At 39.1% G+C, this 17,857-nt stretch carries 14 protein-coding genes and 1 tRNA gene; 9 read left to right on the top strand and 6 right to left on the bottom strand.

What is annotated here, in order from left to right:
• The first annotated feature begins 42 nt into the window (after positions 1–42).
• The 3 genes from K5Q58_RS15865 to K5Q58_RS15855 all read left to right on the top strand — a co-directional run bounded on the left by K5Q58_RS15865 (position 43) and on the right by K5Q58_RS15855 (position 2,901).
• Positions 43–723 carry a LysE family transporter gene (locus K5Q58_RS15865; protein WP_220754879.1) on the top strand — a complete coding sequence of 227 codons (681 nt, stop codon included), beginning with the start codon at positions 43–45 and terminating at the stop codon, positions 721–723.
• Positions 724–883: 160 nt separating this feature from the next.
• A complete protein-coding gene (locus K5Q58_RS15860; RefSeq protein ID WP_220754878.1) occupies positions 884–1,558 on the top strand; it encodes a response regulator in 675 nt (224 codons plus the stop codon).
• The gene (locus tag K5Q58_RS15855) at positions 1,549–2,901 is read left to right on the top strand and encodes an ATP-binding protein (RefSeq protein WP_220754877.1); all 1,353 of its coding nucleotides are present in this window, start codon (positions 1,549–1,551) and stop codon (positions 2,899–2,901) included. The genes K5Q58_RS15860 and K5Q58_RS15855 overlap by 10 nt, the downstream gene beginning before the upstream one ends.
• Before the next feature lie 108 nt (positions 2,902–3,009).
• Here the strand turns inward: K5Q58_RS15855 and K5Q58_RS15850 are convergent, their stop codons facing one another.
• Positions 3,010–3,705 (bottom strand): 2OG-Fe(II) oxygenase, encoded by a 696-nt coding sequence (locus K5Q58_RS15850; protein WP_220754876.1) that lies wholly within the window; start codon positions 3,703–3,705, stop codon positions 3,010–3,012.
• A gap of 127 nt (positions 3,706–3,832) precedes the next feature.
• Between K5Q58_RS15850 and K5Q58_RS15845 the strand changes: the two genes are divergently transcribed.
• Positions 3,833–5,089 carry a DUF3391 domain-containing protein gene (locus tag K5Q58_RS15845; RefSeq protein ID WP_220754875.1) on the top strand — a complete coding sequence of 419 codons (1,257 nt, stop codon included), beginning with the start codon at positions 3,833–3,835 and terminating at the stop codon, positions 5,087–5,089.
• Positions 5,090–5,368: 279 nt separating this feature from the next.
• Here K5Q58_RS15845 and corA read toward each other — a convergent pair whose 3' ends face one another.
• Positions 5,369–6,316 carry a magnesium/cobalt transporter CorA gene (gene corA, locus K5Q58_RS15840; protein ID WP_220754874.1) on the bottom strand — a complete coding sequence of 316 codons (948 nt, stop codon included), beginning with the start codon at positions 6,314–6,316 and terminating at the stop codon, positions 5,369–5,371.
• A gap of 216 nt (positions 6,317–6,532) precedes the next feature.
• Positions 6,533–7,561 carry a nucleoid-associated protein YejK gene (yejK, locus tag K5Q58_RS15835; RefSeq protein ID WP_102528343.1) on the bottom strand — a complete coding sequence of 343 codons (1,029 nt, stop codon included), beginning with the start codon at positions 7,559–7,561 and terminating at the stop codon, positions 6,533–6,535.
• A 275-nt stretch (positions 7,562–7,836) separates the two neighbouring features.
• Here yejK and K5Q58_RS15830 point away from each other — a divergent pair, with 275 nt between their 5' ends.
• From K5Q58_RS15830 to K5Q58_RS15820, 3 genes are all read left to right on the top strand, one after another.
• The gene (locus K5Q58_RS15830; RefSeq protein WP_102528342.1) at positions 7,837–8,055 is read left to right on the top strand and encodes a YejL family protein; all 219 of its coding nucleotides are present in this window, start codon (positions 7,837–7,839) and stop codon (positions 8,053–8,055) included.
• A gap of 103 nt (positions 8,056–8,158) precedes the next feature.
• Complete coding sequence (locus K5Q58_RS15825; RefSeq protein ID WP_220754873.1) at positions 8,159–9,961, top strand: DUF3413 domain-containing protein; 1,803 nt, start codon at positions 8,159–8,161, stop codon at positions 9,959–9,961.
• A 103-nt stretch (positions 9,962–10,064) separates the two neighbouring features.
• Positions 10,065–10,141 (top strand) — tRNA-Pro (locus K5Q58_RS15820).
• 743 nt (positions 10,142–10,884) lie between these two features.
• On the opposite strand, the gene K5Q58_RS15815 is transcribed toward K5Q58_RS15820, so the two are convergent.
• From K5Q58_RS15815 to msrP, 3 genes are all read right to left on the bottom strand, one after another.
• Positions 10,885–11,730, bottom strand: a complete 846-nt coding sequence (locus K5Q58_RS15815) for a magnesium transporter (RefSeq protein WP_220754872.1) — start codon at positions 11,728–11,730, stop codon at positions 10,885–10,887.
• A 492-nt stretch (positions 11,731–12,222) separates the two neighbouring features.
• Positions 12,223–12,831 carry a protein-methionine-sulfoxide reductase heme-binding subunit MsrQ gene (gene msrQ, locus K5Q58_RS15810; RefSeq protein WP_220754871.1) on the bottom strand — a complete coding sequence of 203 codons (609 nt, stop codon included), beginning with the start codon at positions 12,829–12,831 and terminating at the stop codon, positions 12,223–12,225.
• Positions 12,828–13,862 (bottom strand): protein-methionine-sulfoxide reductase catalytic subunit MsrP, encoded by a 1,035-nt coding sequence (gene msrP / locus K5Q58_RS15805; protein WP_220754870.1) that lies wholly within the window; start codon positions 13,860–13,862, stop codon positions 12,828–12,830. The genes msrQ and msrP overlap by 4 nt, the downstream gene beginning before the upstream one ends.
• A gap of 211 nt (positions 13,863–14,073) precedes the next feature.
• On the opposite strand from msrP, the gene rmuC reads away from it, so the two are divergent.
• Together rmuC and K5Q58_RS15795 are read left to right on the top strand one after the other, a co-directional pair.
• Positions 14,074–15,555, top strand: coding sequence for a DNA recombination protein RmuC (rmuC, locus tag K5Q58_RS15800; protein WP_220754869.1), 1,482 nt, complete (start codon positions 14,074–14,076; stop codon positions 15,553–15,555).
• Between the two features lie 233 nt (positions 15,556–15,788).
• A complete protein-coding gene (locus K5Q58_RS15795) occupies positions 15,789–17,738 on the top strand; it encodes a transglycosylase SLT domain-containing protein (protein WP_220754868.1) in 1,950 nt (649 codons plus the stop codon).
• The last annotated feature ends 119 nt before the right edge of the window (positions 17,739–17,857 follow it).

Here is a 17,857-nt window from a genome sequence, read left to right as displayed (position 1 = left end):
TCTTATTTCAGTATTTTTATAACCTAACACTTCGGAATTAAAATGGACTTTACCTTACTTTCAACACTCGCCGTAATACATTGCTTGGCACTTATAAGTCCAGGCCCAGATTTTGCCATTATTGTAAAAACATCTACCCAGCAAAGTCGCCAGACTGCGTTGATGTGCGCTGCGGGCATTAGCGCCGCTATATTAATCCACAGTTTACTGTCGCTTTTGGGTATCAGCATTATGATAAAGCAATCTGAGCTGGCATACTTTACGGTACAAATTATTGGGGTGAGTTACCTTGCGTGGATGGGATTTGGGGCCTTAGCCTCTGCAGTAAAATCTTTTCAAAATAAATCGGAGCCTTCTGAAGTACTGCAAACACCTTCTGCTAAAGCTAATATTAGTTTCGATGCTATAACGCCTGCTAAAGGCTTTAAAATCGGTTTATATACTAATTTACTCAATCCTAAAGCGCTGATTTTCTTTATTACTATATTCACAGTACTGGTGACACCTGAAGTTACTGCATCAACCAAAATAGCTTCGGCCAGCTTATTGTTTATTTTATCGCTAATTTGGTTTTGCTTTTTAGCCTTAATACTGACTAAACCAGCAATACAAAATAAAATGAGTAAAGGAAGCAATATCATCGATGCAATAACAGGAGTGATATTCATCGGGGTGGCACTCACCATATTACTAAGTCTGATACAGCAACTGCTTGTCTCATAAGTCAATTACTATTACAGTCAGTTAAGGTTAAGCATTATTACTTTATTATCTACCTATAGCAGGTAGTTAACTGGTGAGTTAGAAAAGTTAACTAGACAATATTTAATAAGCTTTAAAATCATATTTCTAATTTTATAGCGATAACACCAAAGAGTATTTTATGAGAATTTTGGTAATAGAAGACGACCCTATCTTATCCCATCACTTGAATGTGCAATTATCTGATTTAGGTAATCAAGTTCAGGTTGCCTTAACAGCAAAAGAAGGGTTTTATCAGGCTACGAACTACCCTATTGATATCGCTATAGTCGATCTAGGCTTACCCGATAAAGACGGTATGAGCCTCATCTCAGACATACGTAATGCTGGCGTCAAAGCGCCGATTTTAATTTTAACCGCCCGGGTAAATTGGCAAGATAAAGTAGAAGGCTTAAATGCTGGAGCCGATGATTACTTAGTGAAACCTTTTCAAAAAGAAGAGCTAGTAGCAAGATTAGATGCATTAGTAAGGCGAAGCGCAGGCTTTGTAAAACCCACCATCAGTAGTGGCACACTGCAACTGGATTTAGCAGCCAAACAAGTGAGCCTAAATGATGAGAACATGGAAGTGACTGCTTTTGAATATCTCATTTTGGAATATTTGATGCGTCATTGCCACGAAGTCGTTGCTAAACAACGTTTACTGGACGTAGTTTATGGAGATAAAGAAGGCGATCCGAATACCATTGAGGTTATGGTCAGCCGTATTCGTAAGAAACTCAGCAAAGGTGGGATTGAAAACCCTATCGCCACTATTCGCGGCCAAGGATATAAATTTAATCTCCCATGCAGTTAAGATTTAAGCTCAAAAAGCGTCTGTTAACACGGATGTTCATTACCTCACTTTCTATCATTGCATTGGTGGGGTTTGGGCTTGCTTGGTCAGTGACCATCCTTCATGCCCAGAATAGTTATAATAAGGAAACTTCGCAGCTCATCGCAGAAATGCCACAAATCGCTGCCGAACTAAGAGAATACGATCTCATCCCAGCAGACAATGGTTGGCTTAAAGAAAATAACAAACAAAAACGCTATATGATGGCGAGTTGTACCCAGACCTTTGATGAAGTGTGGATTTCTACATTAGCCATAGACAGCGGTTTGGATAACATTTGTCAGCGCTTTGAATCAATAGCAGACACAAACCCGCCATATTACCTCACGATGTCAGATGAAAAGTCCTACTTTGCTTATATGCTGCCAGTTGAACTTAATCAAACTCAGTACAACATGGTAGTCCTCAAAGATGCTAATTCTGTTGAGGGAGAATTTATTCGCTTCAAAAAACTTACTTATCTGCGTCTCGCTGTGGTTATGCTTCTCGCAGTAGTATTACTTGTCAGTGCGGCATACTGGGGAATGCGCCCGATGGCAAGATTGAAAAGCGAATTGCAGGCGATTGGAGATGGTAAAAAAAAGGCGCTTTCGGACGGTTATCCTCATGAACTTGAAGGTGTCACTCAAGCATTAAACCAATTATTGTCGCAATCTAGTGATCAGCAAGAACGCTATCAAAATGCGATGAATGATTTAGCGCATAGCCTCAAAACACGATTAGCTGCAGTACACGCTATTACTGACGACAACTCACTGACTAAAACCGATGCGAGCGAGAAAATTATGCAGCAAGTGGGTCAGATGGATCAGCTGGTTAAATATCAATTAAAACGCGCTTTAGTCGGCAGACAAGGTTTAGTACAAGAACAAACACCTGTAAAACCTATGATTGATCAATTATCGCAAATGCTGTTTAAAATTTACCGTGAAAAAGATATAAAATTTACCGTTAATGTTGAGCCAGAAGTGAGCTTCCCGATTAATAAAGGCGACTTAATGGAGCTTTGTGGCAACTTGATGGAAAACGGGTTTAGGCTATCAATTAGCGAAGTCATCGTTACTGCCAGTATTGATCAAGACGGCAATGCAGTACTCATTGTTGAAGATGATGGCCCGGGTGTTGAAGATGCTTTAAAAGAGCGCATCATTCAGCGCGGCGTGCGCGCTGATACCCAATCACCAGGACAAGGGATTGGACTTGCAGTGTGTAACGAAATTGTCAGCAGCTACCATGGACTACTTTCTATTACAGAAAGCCATTTACAAGGCGCAAAATTTACTATCAAAATTCCGCCTCAATAATCATTGTTTAAATCACGAACTAAATGACTAAATATGTACTAACAATTTAACTTCACTAAATAATTAGCACCAATAGCAAGTAATAAAACGGGGCGAAATGCCTCGATTTTATCTAATTGGCGCATATAAGTTTTCAGCCTTGTTAAACATAATCCATGACGTAGCAATGTACTTATCACCACTAATCGGTGTATTGCCTTTATGGGTATGAGTAAAGCCTGCCGGCGCTATGACCATAGTGCCTTTTTTTGGAGAAACTGATTTATTTTGATAATAGAATTCTGTCTCTCCACCTTCTTGTACATCATTCAGATAAAACATATATAACAGCACTCGATGCAGCGCTTCATGAGAGCCTGTTTGAGGGAAATGTTCTGAATGCCAGTGAGGATATCCGCCAACATCTTGAATATACTTCTGAAGATTCACCACGCCGCTACGATACAAATACTTAGTTAATGCTTCAGCTCTTGGCTCACCAAGAGAAGAAAAATTATCAGGATTGAGGGTGACTGGTTTACCTTGCTCATCGGCTACTGAAACTGAAACCGCTCCCATTAATGCCATGGGATATTTTTTGAAATAACTTGCGGTGTGCTTTAATGTATTCTGTAATAGCTCATTCTTAAGCGAAATCATATCTTCATGATTATCCAAGGTTAAATCAAAGCTTCTCTTTTTCGTCCTATCTACGCCTTGGCCTGTTTTTCCTTCCATAACGCCTTCATGTTTCTCGAAAGCCATTATTAGCCTCTCACACAAATCATCAGGTAATGCATTCGGGATGACTTCAATAAAATCCATATTAAATCAGCACTTTTTAATAATGTAGTGATAATATGCTGCCATGGAATTGATAAATTGGCAAAAATACTCGCTTATCACTTGCTATTCAAATAATAAAAAATGCTTTAGGTATTTGCTTTAACCTATGAAAAAATCTGTAAAAGTATCAATAAATCAAATTCAAGTGGGTAACTTTATTCGCTTACCTGTCTCGTGGAAAGATCACCCATTTCTGTTTAGTAGCTTTAAAGTAAAAACAGAGTCTCAAATAGAATTAATCAAAAGCCTCGGCATTGAGCACGTTTATTTCGACAAAGAACGTAGTGATAGCCCATTAATAGATAAAGCACATATCACGCAGAAATCAGTACTCGTTCAAGATGAAGGCCTAGATAAATTAAAACTCGAAATGGATCAATACAAACAGGATCAAATCGAGTACCAGAATAAACTGCGCCGAAGCATCAAGAAAACTGAACAACAATTTGAACGGTCTTTAGCAATGATGCGCTCAACAGTATCTAAGTTAGGAAGTCGGCCACTTAACTCCGTTAATGATGCTAAAGATATGATTAGTACCATGACGAGTATGTTGCTAAATTCAGATGATTTAGTACTGCATCTAATGAGCGACGCAAAACCTGACGATCTCATTTATCATCACTCAATGAATGTATCAGTGATGTGTATGATGCTAGCTAAAAGCCTTGAATGGAGCCGAGAAGATATTGAGCTAGTTGGATTAGGTGCATTATTTCATGATGTCGGAAAACTTAAAATTCCAAGCAATATCTTAAAAAAACAAGTCCCGCTTACCAAGCCTGAACAAAACTTAATTAAGCAGCACCCGCTGATGAGTCTTAATTTCCTGAAATTAGCAGATACATTTCCGGAGCAAGCAAAACCTATGATTGCTAATCATCACGAATTCCTTGATGGCTCAGGTTACCCAAAAGGTTTAAAAGCAGATGAATTAGATAAATTCAGTCAGTTAATAACTATGGTAAATGAATACGATGATTTGTGTAATGGTACTAAAATTTCCAAAGCCAAAACACCCTACGCTTCACTGGGTATAATTTACAAAAATTATAAGCACAAACTTAACACCGAATACGTTGGGAAATTAATTAAAACTATTGGTATTTACCCCCCTGGTAGTGTCATTGAATTGTCCAGTGGACAGTTTGGCTTGGTCATGTCAGTTAACCTAAACAAGATATTGTTCCCACAGATCATGCTTTATGACCCTTTAGTCCCTAAAGACCAAGCGCCAATTATAGATTTAGAACGAGAAGAAATCAGTATCGTGCGTTGCTTACCCACATCAGCTTTGCCTGACAATATTTTTAAATATTTAAACCCAAGGGAACGCATTAGCTACGGCGTTGGACAAGCTTAGTAGTCTTAGCCAAAACATTAATTCATTAGGCCTGTTTATTTTTAGAGGGCGTTGTTGGAGTGAAGGGGGTAAACTAAAAGCGCTTTACTTACTGTTGAGCGAATTTAGCTTAGATTACTTGGAGGTAACCCTCTCACCTCAATTAAAACGCTTTTATCTCGTACAAAACTTAACCAATAAAGTTCAACATGCCCTAATGTAAAAACCATTAATAACAGAGTTATTAATGGTTTTTGTAAACATGGTTACGCTTAATTAAATAACGTTTATCTAAAACGATTATAACCAACCTTTCCGCTTGAAGAATAAGTAGGTGCCACCGGCACTGGCAAGCATCAAACCAATCGCCATTGGATAACCAAAACGCCAATCTAATTCTGGCATATTGGCAAAGTTCATCCCGTAACTACTGGCGATAACTGTTGGTGGTAAAAATACCACGGCAGCAACCGAGAAGATTTTAATGATTTTTGTTTGCTGGATGCCACTGAAGCCCATCGCGGCATCCAATAAGAAATTTAATTTATCGAAAATAAATTGGCTATGTGGCATTAACGATTCAATATCCGATAGCATTTCACGTAAGTCTTTAATGTTCTCTTCAGATAAATGATCACGATAATAACGTTGAATGTAACGCAATGAACGTTGTGTATCGAGCAAACTTAAACGAATTTTGCCATTTGAGTCTTCTTGCAGCGTGATCATTTTAAAGACTTCATCGAGCTCTTCATCATCAAACACTTTCTGGCTAACATCATCGAGAACTGAATACACATCTTCAATTAAATCAGAAAGGTAATCTACTTTAAGATGAAATAGCTCTAACATCAGTCCTTGTGGTGTTGTTGCATCTAATCGTCCTAAACGTAAATAGTTACGCAGCAAACGGATCAAGCCCACGTCATCTTCGCGAATCGTCAGTAAAAAATCTTTTCGCAAGTTGAACGAGACGTTAATCGCACGAACATCAGAGCCAACACGTTGCGGGAAAAGAGAGTTAATGTGCAACCCATCTTTGCTCTGAAAAAAACGTGCTGAAGCTTCAATTTCATTAATGTCTTCCTCTTCGGGTACTTCCTCTACCGAAAACCGACTTAACCACTCACGCTCATCGTCATTGGGTTTGAACATGTCTAACCATAATGTTTGTTCGGGTATACTGTCTTGAACATTCAGTTCATGAACAGTTAACTTGCGATTGTGATAAACATAGGCAGTAATCATGATTCCCCCAGAGTGGTCACTTTAAGGTGTCCACCTTCAATTAACTTTATACAACTGGCATAAATTTTGGGGCTAGTGTACTAAAATAATTTGATAATAAAATGTTTAAATGTAATTACGAGCAAATAAGCTCACAAATGTGCCCAAAACGTTTAATACATATAATAAATGCAAAAAAAAGCGCCCAAACGGACGCTTTAATTGAAATATGCCGCTTTATTCACCTTTCAGACGTCGGTCTAATTGATCTTTTAAGTTAGCTGGTACACCTTTAATTAATAAGGTGTCAGAAATAGGATCGTAGATAACGCGCTCACCTAAGTGACCACCATCAAAACTCAATGTTACTCCGCCACCCGTGCCCGAAAACTTCTTCAATGTGCGTAAACTAGCTTTATCAGCAGGAAACTCTTCATCTAGCTCGTAAGTGCCACCACACGCAAAATCATAAAATGAGTCCATGCCAGAGTCAGCTAATTCGTCAGCCAAATCTTTCACTTCAATATCTGCGCCTTCATCAGCACGTTCACTACAGTAATCAAATACTTTGTCACGGCACTGCTGACGCTCATCTTTAGTCAACTCGCTGCTAGCAACAAAGTCTTCTACAGCGTGCATTAAGGTTTTGTTTTGCGCTTTGGTATTCACGCCTTCTACGCAACCCATAAAGTCTAAAAAGAAATCGGCTACCTTGCGTCCAGCACGACCTCTAACAAACGAGATATATTTGCGAGATTCTTTATCAGCTTGCCACTCTGTTAAGTCGATACGAGCTGCTAATTGAACATTGGTTAAGTCCAAATGATTATTCTGCGATAGCTCCATGTCATCAAGTACCGTCATTGACGGTTTAGCATTCAGCAAAGCCACAAATAAATAATCACTTGTCATGCTGGTATAACAAGACATCAATAAAAATCCGCCTTGGCTGAAGTCGTATTTAGCGAGTTCTTCTTGTAGCAACTTACTGGCAGCACTACTGAACTCAACAAAACCTAACTCGCCACTACGATATTCATTTAATGCGTTAGAAAAAGCAGGGTTTGCTTCGCCATCTTCCCCATGAGTCCCAAAAAAGCCAAAACCTTTACCCGCTTTTCCAGTATAAGTTTGGTGTAATTCTTCCAACATAGACTCTACTGCATTGCTGTTTAATAGCGGCTGGGGTCTAAGACGACAACTTAACTGTCCCTGACTGTCTTGGGAAATTTCGTGGATAATTGCTTGTTCGATATTGATGCTCATAAGCCCTAACTGATCTCTATTGATGAAAGCGAAATAGCGTTCGATATCATAACAGACCGAGTTAAAAAGTCTCAAAAAATCTTATCGAAAACGTGCAATAACAAATCAAATAAACTTGAGAATTGTCAGCTGAACCTTCAGAGAAGAATGTGGCATAAAATCAGGATAAACAGCTAAATATTGTTGTATTTTTAGTCTTTAGAAACTTGCAGCAACCACGCATTAAATCCGATATAATAGCCGGCTAATTCATTACTTTTTGAACTTTTCTGATTATGGCTATCCAATCTAAATATACCAACACTCAAGTTGAAGCATTAATAACTGAGCTTTTAGCAGTACTAAACAAGCATCAGGCACCAACTGATTTAAGCCTGATGGTATTAGGCAACTGTGTATCACACTTACTTGAAAACAAAGTACCGAGTGAATCTCGTCAAGCTGTTGCTGAACAATTCGCAAAAGCGTTAGCACAATCAGTAAAAGCTGACTAAGACGTACTAAAGTCATTTAAATTGTTCAAAGGTATGCTATTTTTATATTTTACTTTTGACACAATTATTTTGATTCCAGATAGGATTAGGAAAACGATACCGCATGGTTGAGCGCAAAAAACAAATGACTCGTGACAAAGTGTCGCGTCTTGTTAACTGGGGCCACTGGTTTGCCTTCTTTAATGGTTTTTTAGCCATGATAGTAGGCGCTCGCTATTTAAGCAGTGTCGGTTACCCTGAAACCATTATTGGCTGGGGCTACCTTGCAATCAGCACGATTGGTCACTTCAGTTTTTTAGCCTTTATTGTTTACGTCGTATTTCTTTTTCCTGTCACACTGCTGCTGCCCTACTCAAAAATATTGCGTGGCTATGCAGCGCTAGTGGCCACGTTAGGTCTATGTATCTTACTGTATGACACCATTGTTTATGATGATTACGGTATTCACTTAAGTCCATTTGCGTTTGACCTTGCTTGGACAGATCTTAATGCCCTTCTTAAAAGCACATCCTACATAGCGACACCGACAGCGATTATTTTAATCGAGCTAACTGCAGCTAACTTTATTTGGAAAAGAATAGAGAAATTAGAGAAGAAGCAGCTCGGTAATAAAGCGATTGCTTTCGTGGGTATTTGTTTTATCAGCAGTCATTTGGTTCACATTTGGGCTGATGCATCTGATGTTACTCAAATTACCCGTTTTGATGATACCTATCCGCTGTCTTACCCTGCAACAGCCCGGTCTTTCATGGAAAGTCATGGTATTGAAGGCACAAACAGTGATGACAACAGTTATCAAACCAAAGCAAGAAAACTAAGTTACCCAGTTGCGCCACTTGAATGCAAAGCGCCAGCTGAATTACAAGAACAAGCCAATGTGCTTATCATCACTGTTGATGGTTTAAGAGCAGATATGGTCAACGAACTCACCATGCCTTTTTTAACTCAGTACCAAGCTGACAATAAGCAGTTTTCTGAGCATTACAGTGGCGGCAACCAATTCAAAACAGGCATGTTTGCTTTATTTTATGGCTTACAAGGTAACTATGGTGATAGAAAAGAGTTTTATCACACTGCGCCTATTATGACTGACGCATTGACGAAAGCAGGTTATCAACAAGCTATTTTTCTGCCAGAAGAAAATCAACGTGTGTTCGAGGGGCGTTCAATATTTGATGGCCTAACTATTTTTACCAATCATAGTGAAACAAGCAGCGCACAAACCGACATGAAAAATGTACAACAGTTTGTTGACTGGAGTGCAGAACAACAATCACATTGGTTCTCGCTGGTTAACCTATCTGCACCGAAACATTACGATACCCCAATTGGCTTTTTAGGTATTGAAACAGTTAAGCCACATATCGATTTAAAGCCTGCGCAAAGGGTCCTTTATAATCAATACCGTCAGTCACTTTACTTCATTGATCAGCAGTTACAGAAAATTGTAAGTGCACTTAGTGATGATACCGTTGTGATGATTACCGGTACCCATGGTCAGGTGTTTAATAGTAATACTTCTGAAGTTAATCAAAACCTCTCACCGGGTAACGTTCAAGTGCCTTTTGTTATGCATTGGCCGAAAGCGGGTGCAGATAATGTGACCTATCGTACAAGCCATTATGGCATTGTACCTACTGTGATGAGCCACATACTTCATTGTGACAATCCAATCACAGATTACAGCTCAGGTTACAGCTTATTGCAGCCGAGCGAGCAAAGCTGGGTCTATATTGGTGACAGCCGCACATTTGCTATTTACCAAAGTGAAGAAATAACCGTACTGGACCGTCATGGTAAATATCGTATTTATGATATTGATTATCAAAAAAGGCTCAAACACAAATTAAGTGCGCCAGAACTGATTCAAGTGATGCGTGAAGGAAGAAGGCTTTATAATCAGTAATACTGCATAAACGTATAAAATACAATCGATTGATGGTGTTTTTTAGTAAAGCTATTGCCTGAAAAATACCTTATTGATAGTCTATGCAGCATAAGATTTTAATCGGGATATGGCCTAGTCCGGTAAGGCGCTTGTCTGGGGGACAAGAGATCACAGGTTCAAATCCTGTTATCCCGACCAATTCTTATCAATTATTTAAACTTTTTTTAGCTTGCGGCAACTTCTATAGCCAAAAAACAGCATAGCCCAATACTCTGTAAATTTACTAATCGACTTTACCTTGAGACTTCTACTATTCAAATAGCGATTTCAATATTAGCTAACCAACGCAAATACATATTGCCATTTTTGACCTCTGTCACTTAATACAATGCTCGAATGTAGACTTCTGTGAGTGATGTAATAGAACAATCACATTCTAATAAGCTATATTGCTGGATTCAAAATGCATGAATGACAGCTGATTAGTGAGGAACGTGGCAATGTGGTGGCGAATTATTCTAATTTCTTTGGCTTATTTACTTTTAGGTGCACACTTTTTACGATTCGGCCAAATGCCACTGGCGATAACTTGCGTGATGCTTCCCCTTCTACTATTGCTTAAAAGTAACCTGATTACTCGGATCATCCAGCTAGGGCTAGTTGTTGCGACAGTTATGGTTTGGGGAATATCTACATACCAGTATATTGACCTCAGAATGACAATGCATCAACCGTGGTACTTATTGGCAATAATCATGGGCAGTGTTATTAGCTTCAGTTTATTCGCAAGTTACTGCATCAATGGCCTGATACATCCACCTAGAGATAAAAATTGCTTATTTAGATAATCAGATCATGGTGAACAAAATGAGATACAAAAGAGCCGAGTTTAACTCGGTTTTTTTGTAGCTATTTCATAAGAGTTAAACTCTAAGCATTGCTCAACTTATCCCTAGAAAAGCATTCACAATACTGAAGTAAATCATCAAACCTGATATATCAACAATAGATGCGAGTAACGGACTAACAAGTACTGCAGGATCTAGTTTACAGGCCCTTGCAATAATAGGTAATACGCCGCCTAAAGTGGTTGATATTGTTATTTGAATAAACAACGCAACAGCTATCGCACAGGCAATGAGTTCTAAATCAAAGCCACCAGTAGACATACCATCACTAAAAAGCATCACCCTTGCCACAATAACCAGTGCGATCACCAAACCAATGACTAACGCAACTCTGCTTTCTTTCCACAATACTGACAACCACTGGCGCTTCTTAAGCTCTCCAGTGGCCAAAGCTCTAATCACTAAAGTTGCTGCCTGAGCTCCAGTATTACCGCCAGCGGCAGCTATCACCGGCATATAAATAGCCAATAACATTAATTGACTGAGAGTATCTTCATAACTTGCAATAATTAAACCTGAAACAATGCCTAACAAAGCCAGACCAATAATCCAGCCTATTCTTTGTTGCACATGTGCAAACACCCCGGTATTTAAATAACCTTTATGGGGCTCAACTTCTGAAAGAATTATGCCTAGCTGATGTGCATAATGTCTCGCTCTAACATCTTCACCAATAATATCTAATTCAGCGATTAACTTTTGGACATGAATAACTGAACACTCACCAAGAATATTGACTGCATCCTCAATAGGCATTGAGGTTAATAATGCGACTTGTTCATTTTGAGTGTAGTGAGTAAATTCTATATAGGTTGGGCTGGTGTCTTCATTCGTTTCTAGAATTGAATCGTAAGCTAAAGCTTTATTTATAAGCTTCATGGAATATCTCTCTATCTTGCAAAGCTTAACCGACCATTTTTAAAGCGGCAGGTCTTATTCATCAGCCACCTTCAAATAAGTGTGCTAATCATTTTCTAAATACAAAAGTATTGTGAAATTAAGTAGAGAATTGGGAGAAAAATAAAAACTAACTAGTGAAATGCAATCTCAGCCACTGCAGGGCTAGACATTCATTGACAGAACGACTGTAGGTTATTTTTCTCCCTTTCTACTAGGGGGATAATCGGTCGTTTTCATTGTCGTTTCCAAATAAGACTGGTTATTCCAGCGCCGCGCAATATATCAAAGGCCTTCGGTTTTGGACAAGAAGATTAATGCAGGAAAAAGTAAAAATAACAAAACTATGACACAAATTTAAAGTCGGCAAACAGTAGCGCTTTAGCCAAGCCTTTATTGATAACAAAAGATAAATTAACGTATCAGAGCAAGTAAAAATGAACTCCATATGACTCTATTATCAAGAATTAACAGCTACTTTAATTTAAACAACCATTGCTTGATGGTCTTTCTTCTGTACCAAAGTAATAAAACGAACACACCAATATAAATGCTCGGTTCAATAATTTCTGACTTTACCGACCAATAAAAATGAATTGGCGCTAACAATGCCATGACATAAACCCAATTATGTAATGACTGCCAACCTTTACCCATCTTACGTTTTATTGCCTGAAAAGAAGTTAATGCTAAAAAGGTAGCAATAATAAAGCAGGCAGCGCCAACTAAAATATACGGCCGTTTAATTATCTCTTCAAATAGAAAGCCCCAAGCAAACAGCAAATCCAAACTAATAAATGCGGCGATATGTAAACTTGCGTATGCAAATACATATAAACCTACTAACCTTCTTGTTTGCAGTAATAGCCCTTGCCTAAATCGTTTAGCAATTGGTGATATAAGCAGTGTTACCACTAAGGCGTTAATCGCACCCATGCCTGTATAATGAATAATATACTGCACCGGATCGCCGCCGGCATTATCGGTTAACACCATTACGACTAAGTAAATTATTGGGGTTAAAAAGCTTAAATGTAATAAGCCTTTTAACCAGAATAAACCTCTAGGTGTCAGACGCTTCAATAGTACTTCCTTAAATCTAAATTTTTATATAAATCTGCCACTTGTTCGCCATAGCCATTAAACATTTGTGTCGGGATACGTTTTGCAGAAAATAACCCGCCCTCACCGATGCTGCGCTCTGATGCCTGTGACCACCTTGGGTGATCCACCTGTGGATTTACATTGGCATAAAAACCGTATTCATGTGGCGCTAATTGATTCCAACTGGTTGGCGGTTGCTTGTCCGTCACGCGGATTCTGACTACAGACTTGATGCTTTTAAAACCGTATTTCCACGGTAAAACCAGTCTAACTGGCGCCCCATTCTGAGGTGGTAAGGTTTTACCATAAAGGCCAACTGCTAAAAATGGTAATTCATTCATTGCCTCATTAATGGTCAATCCTTCGACATAGGGGTAATGAATGCCGCCGCCCATTAAACGATTCTTTTGCCCAGGCATTTGGTCTGGATCAAACAAGGTTTCAAAAGCAACATGAGTGGCTTTACTCGACACACCAGCCATTTTTAACAGCTCAGCTAATGAAAAACCAACCCAAGGCACAACCATCGACCATGCTTCAACACAGCGCAATCGATAAATACGTTCTTCAAGATCGAACTTAGTGGTTAAGTCATTCAAATCTAAGGTTAAAGGTTTATCAACTAAACCTTCAATTCTTAGTTCCCAGGGGTTAACTTGAAACTGCTGGGCGTTTTCAAACGGATCTTGTTTGCTGGTGCCAAATTCATAAAAATTATTATGACGAATTATTTTATCTTCTGGAGTTAAACGATCAACTATTTGAAACTGGTTAGGCTTGCTGTAATCAAGACCCTGCACGGCAAAAGGAGGTTTATCTTCGCTGCCAAATAAATCAAACAGCCCAGCTTGAACTTGGCCAGGTAAGCTTGCACCCAAGGCGCCAAGTCCCAGTGCTTTAATAATATTACGTCTGTCACTAAACACGCTTTCTGGAGTGACTTCATTTTCTTTAAGTGACCAAGAAGGCGTATTGCTAATTCCTTTCGTAAAGCCTTTTTTTGACACCATAAATCACCCCTTGTCGTTCAATTAGAACCAGATTAACTATCTTCGATAAACTATAAGACAGTTTAATACGAATATTAATTTCAAAAAGTTTATATTATTTATCCTTTTGAGTTTATTAATTAAGCGCTTAAGTATGAAATAGCCTGCAACTCCCTTGCGCCATCATTAACGGCATGAGAATCTTAAGCATCATTTTCAGTTGGTCGAAATCATGACGCTTCCCACTTCTTTATCTATCGCCGAAATCATCGCATTATCTGCCGCCGCTTTTTTAGGTTTACTCATTGGCGCCCTACTTAATCAACGTTTAACCCGCCAGCGATGGGAACAACATCGGGATAAAATTGCCGCTGAAACAAGCCAACTTCAAGCAGATTTAGAGATTAAACAGCAACTATTACAGCAACAAATTGATGAAAAAGAAGACGCGCTGCAACAGGCAAGAGAAAGGTCTGAAATACTGATTGCTCAGTTATCTAAATTAGAAGCACAAGCAGAACGTGTGCCGCAACTTGAACAAACATTAGCTGATGGCCAGCGTAAGTTCATGGAAACCCAGTTGGCACTCTCTAAATCCAATGCCATGCAACAAAGTATTCAAACCCAAGCTAACACTGAAAAAGCGGCGCTAAACGACAAAATTGCCCTACTAGAAAGTGCAGAAGAAAGATTAAAACTGCAATTTGAAAATCTGGCTAACCGCATTTTTGAAGAGCGCAGCGAAAATTTTAAGCAACAAAACGTCACTCAAATTGATGGCGTGCTTGGTCCCCTAAAGCAGCAACTTGAAGGGTTCAGACAGCAAATCCGTGAATCCTATACTCAGGAACAAACTGAACGTAGTGCACTTAAGCATCAACTTGATCATTTAAAAGACCTCAATCTTAAAATGAGTCAAGATGCGATTAACCTTACCAAAGCGCTCAAAGGTGATAACAAGCAACAAGGTAATTGGGGCGAAGTCATACTAGAGCGAGTATTACAAGAAAGTGGTCTACGTGAAGGTCATGAGTACGATACCCAACAAGATTTAAAAGATGAGCAAGGTAAACGCTTCAAACCCGATGTCATTGTTCACTTACCTGAGCAAAAAGATGTGGTTATCGATGCAAAAATGTCACTGGTGGCGTACGAGCGATTCTTTAACAGCGAAGATGAAATCGTTCAGCAACAAGCAATTAAAGAGTTAGCTCTCTCAATTCGTCAACATATTAAAGGCTTAAGTCAGAAGGATTATCATAAGCTTCATGGCCTTAAGAGCCTTGATTATGTGCTGATGTTTATCCCCATTGAACCAGCTTTTTTATTAGCACTAGAATCTGATCCTTCGCTGGTAAGCTTCGCATTAGATCATAATATTATGCTCGTCAGCCCAACAAACTTATTAGTTGCACTGCGCACAATAAATAATATTTGGCGATACGAATATCAAAATCAAAATGCACAAAGCATCGCCGCGCAAGCGGCTAAGATTTATGACAAATTATGTGGCTATGTTGAAGATATGGATAAATTAGGCCGCGCCCTAGAAACCGCGGATAAAACTTATCAGCAAGCAATGAGTAAATTGTCACAAGGAAAAGGTAACCTAATAAGACAAGCTCATATCATGCAAAAACTAGGGGTTGAAACCAGCAAGAACCTAGACCCACAGCTAATTAATAAAGCTTTGGATGACTCTAAAGAGAGCTAAACATTAAGCAACTAGATATAAGATTTAAGCAAATTTTACAGACCACAAACGACTATTTGCACTATTATTTGATTGAGCAAAATTGTTGAGTTTTTTAAAAGTAAATTGCTGAGTTAAAACGCGAGATACAATAACAACACTACAGAGCATGTTTAAATAACAGTTCAATCAATTATTGAACTCTAAATTTAGTTTTCGCAACGAAGTCGTACTGAGGCGGAGGTCTCATTATTATGCGTAACATGGTGCATTTTTCATTTGTCATTGCCGCCCTGCTTTTGTTGCAGGGCTATAGCTACTGCGTCAGTGCTAAAGAAGCAAACTACAGCGCTGAACAGCAACTTTATTTAGATGCCCGTCAAGCGCTAGATAAAAAACAAATGAAAACCTATCAACAATTACGTACTAAACTCGGTGAGTATCCGCTAAACGTTTATCTCGATTACCATGAAAAATCTACCAGCATTTTGAAACTCAATGGCAAACAAGCTCACCAAGCCATTGAAGCATTTAACGCAACTCCCTTATATAACAACTTGCGCTACCGCTATTTAAAAAATGCCGGAAACAGAAAGCAATGGCAAAATTTTCTCACTATCTCGCCAGACTCGCCCAATGATACTGCGCTGCAATGTTATTATTTTAGAGCACAACTGTCACAAGGAAACGACAAAGTCGCTTTTGCTGGCGCACAAAGATTATGGCTATACGGCCGCTCTCGTCCAAAAGAATGTGACGTATTGTTCAGCGAGTGGGCTAAAGCTGGTAAACGCAGCCAAGCGCTCATTTGGTCACGGATGCTATTAAGCTTTAACGAAAGTCAGTACGGCTTAACTCAATATCTAGCAAGAAAAATCACCAAAAATAAAGCTGAAGCTGATTTACTTATATCCGTTTACCGCGATCCAAATAGTTTACGTCATACCCGTAAATTTTCTTCTAAGTCACCAATGGTGGCTGATATCGTTACCGTAGGGCTGAGAAAGCTTGCCCGTAAGGACTTAAAGCAAGCGGTTAAACTTTACAAAAAATACGATAAAGCGAATCGATTCAATGCCATTAAAAGGCAGCAATTAAATCGCTATATTGTTCGCCGTGCACTGATTTATAAAGAAGCTGACTTACTCGAACATATCGATGCCAGTTTACCCATTTTAGATTCTGATGACTTATTTCAAATCAGGCTGCGCTGGGCGATTAGCGAGCAAGATACCGCATCCATAAAGCGCTACCTTGCATTGTTAAGTGATGATGTCATTGACGACTCACGCTGGCAATATTGGCAAGGGCGCTATTTAGATGAAAACGGGGCAAATGAAGCTGACAAACTTCAGTCTAAAAAAATTTCAACGCAACTCAGCCAAGCTCGTAACTTTTACGGCTTTCATACTGCACAAACCATTAAAGCGCCGTTAGCAATGAATGACGATAATTTACAGTCATCACCGCAGCTTGCCGCCAGATTAAATGACGATCCCGCTATGGCAAGGATTGTAGAATTAATTGCCATGGATAAAACTCGAGATGCCCGCAATGAGTGGGTACATATGCTTCGTAGGCAATCTAATCCAATGCGCGCAGAATACGGTTTGTACGCGCTTAAACAAGGTTGGTTTGATTACAGCGTTGAAGCCAGTATTCAAGCTAAACAATGGAATAGCTTAAAGCTACGCTTTCCGCCAGCGGCGCAAACAGAGTTTGAAAAAGCCAGTAAAAAGTACAAAGTGAATATTGATGAAGTGCGCGCAATCGCAAGACGTGAAAGCGCATTTTATCCTTATGCCACATCCGGTGTTGGAGCCCGTGGTTTAATGCAATTAATGCCTGCGACAGCCAAAGAAACCGCGCGTAAGAATAAGCTCAAATTCAAACGTAAAACCGATTTGTACCAAGTGGAGTACAACATTCAACTTGGTAGTGCTTACTATGCAGAGCTATTAAAGCAATTCGATAATAACCGTGTGTTAGCCTCTGCAGCATATAACGCAGGGCCTCATCGAGTTAAACGCTGGCTAAAAGAATCCGATGGAAAATTAGATGTCATGAGCTTTATCGAAACCATTCCATATAAAGAAACACGAGAGTATGTGCAGGCAGTGCTGAGCTACCGTTTGATTTACCAACAATCCCATAGCCCAGATGCCAGTATGTTTAGCCCACAAGAACTGAGTTTTTTATATTAAAACAGCTGTTAATAATGTCTTAAGCATTTAATAAACTTTTACAGCTTAATGACGTTAAGTGCTTTCCTTCTAATTAATGACAAGGTAACGTTATAGTTTCGGTGTATTTGTTAACAAAC

Source organism: Shewanella sp. KT0246 (assembly GCF_019654955.1).
Classification (GTDB): Bacteria; Pseudomonadota; Gammaproteobacteria; order Enterobacterales; family Shewanellaceae; genus Shewanella; species Shewanella goraebulensis.
The sequence above is the reverse complement of the archived record's forward strand: the minus strand, read 5'-3'. Positions and strand labels throughout refer to the sequence as shown.

Coding starts and splice junctions, on each gene's coding strand:
- K5Q58_RS15825 (WP_220754873.1), top strand. CDS start 8,159: ATGGTTGAGCGCAAAAAACAAATGACTCGTGACAAAGTGTCGCGTCTT.
- K5Q58_RS15795 (WP_220754868.1), top strand. CDS start 15,789: ATGCGTAACATGGTGCATTTTTCATTTGTCATTGCCGCCCTGCTTTTG.
- K5Q58_RS15830 (WP_102528342.1), top strand. CDS start 7,837: ATGGCTATCCAATCTAAATATACCAACACTCAAGTTGAAGCATTAATA.
- K5Q58_RS15850 (WP_220754876.1), bottom strand. CDS start 3,705: ATGGATTTTATTGAAGTCATCCCGAATGCATTACCTGATGATTTGTGT.
- K5Q58_RS15855 (WP_220754877.1), top strand. CDS start 1,549: ATGCAGTTAAGATTTAAGCTCAAAAAGCGTCTGTTAACACGGATGTTC.
- K5Q58_RS15865 (WP_220754879.1), top strand. CDS start 43: ATGGACTTTACCTTACTTTCAACACTCGCCGTAATACATTGCTTGGCA.
- rmuC (WP_220754869.1), top strand. CDS start 14,074: ATGACGCTTCCCACTTCTTTATCTATCGCCGAAATCATCGCATTATCT.
- msrP (WP_220754870.1), bottom strand. CDS start 13,862: ATGGTGTCAAAAAAAGGCTTTACGAAAGGAATTAGCAATACGCCTTCT.
- K5Q58_RS15845 (WP_220754875.1), top strand. CDS start 3,833: ATGAAAAAATCTGTAAAAGTATCAATAAATCAAATTCAAGTGGGTAAC.
- K5Q58_RS15860 (WP_220754878.1), top strand. CDS start 884: ATGAGAATTTTGGTAATAGAAGACGACCCTATCTTATCCCATCACTTG.
- corA (WP_220754874.1), bottom strand. CDS start 6,316: ATGATTACTGCCTATGTTTATCACAATCGCAAGTTAACTGTTCATGAA.
- K5Q58_RS15815 (WP_220754872.1), bottom strand. CDS start 11,730: ATGAAGCTTATAAATAAAGCTTTAGCTTACGATTCAATTCTAGAAACG.
- yejK (WP_102528343.1), bottom strand. CDS start 7,561: ATGAGCATCAATATCGAACAAGCAATTATCCACGAAATTTCCCAAGAC.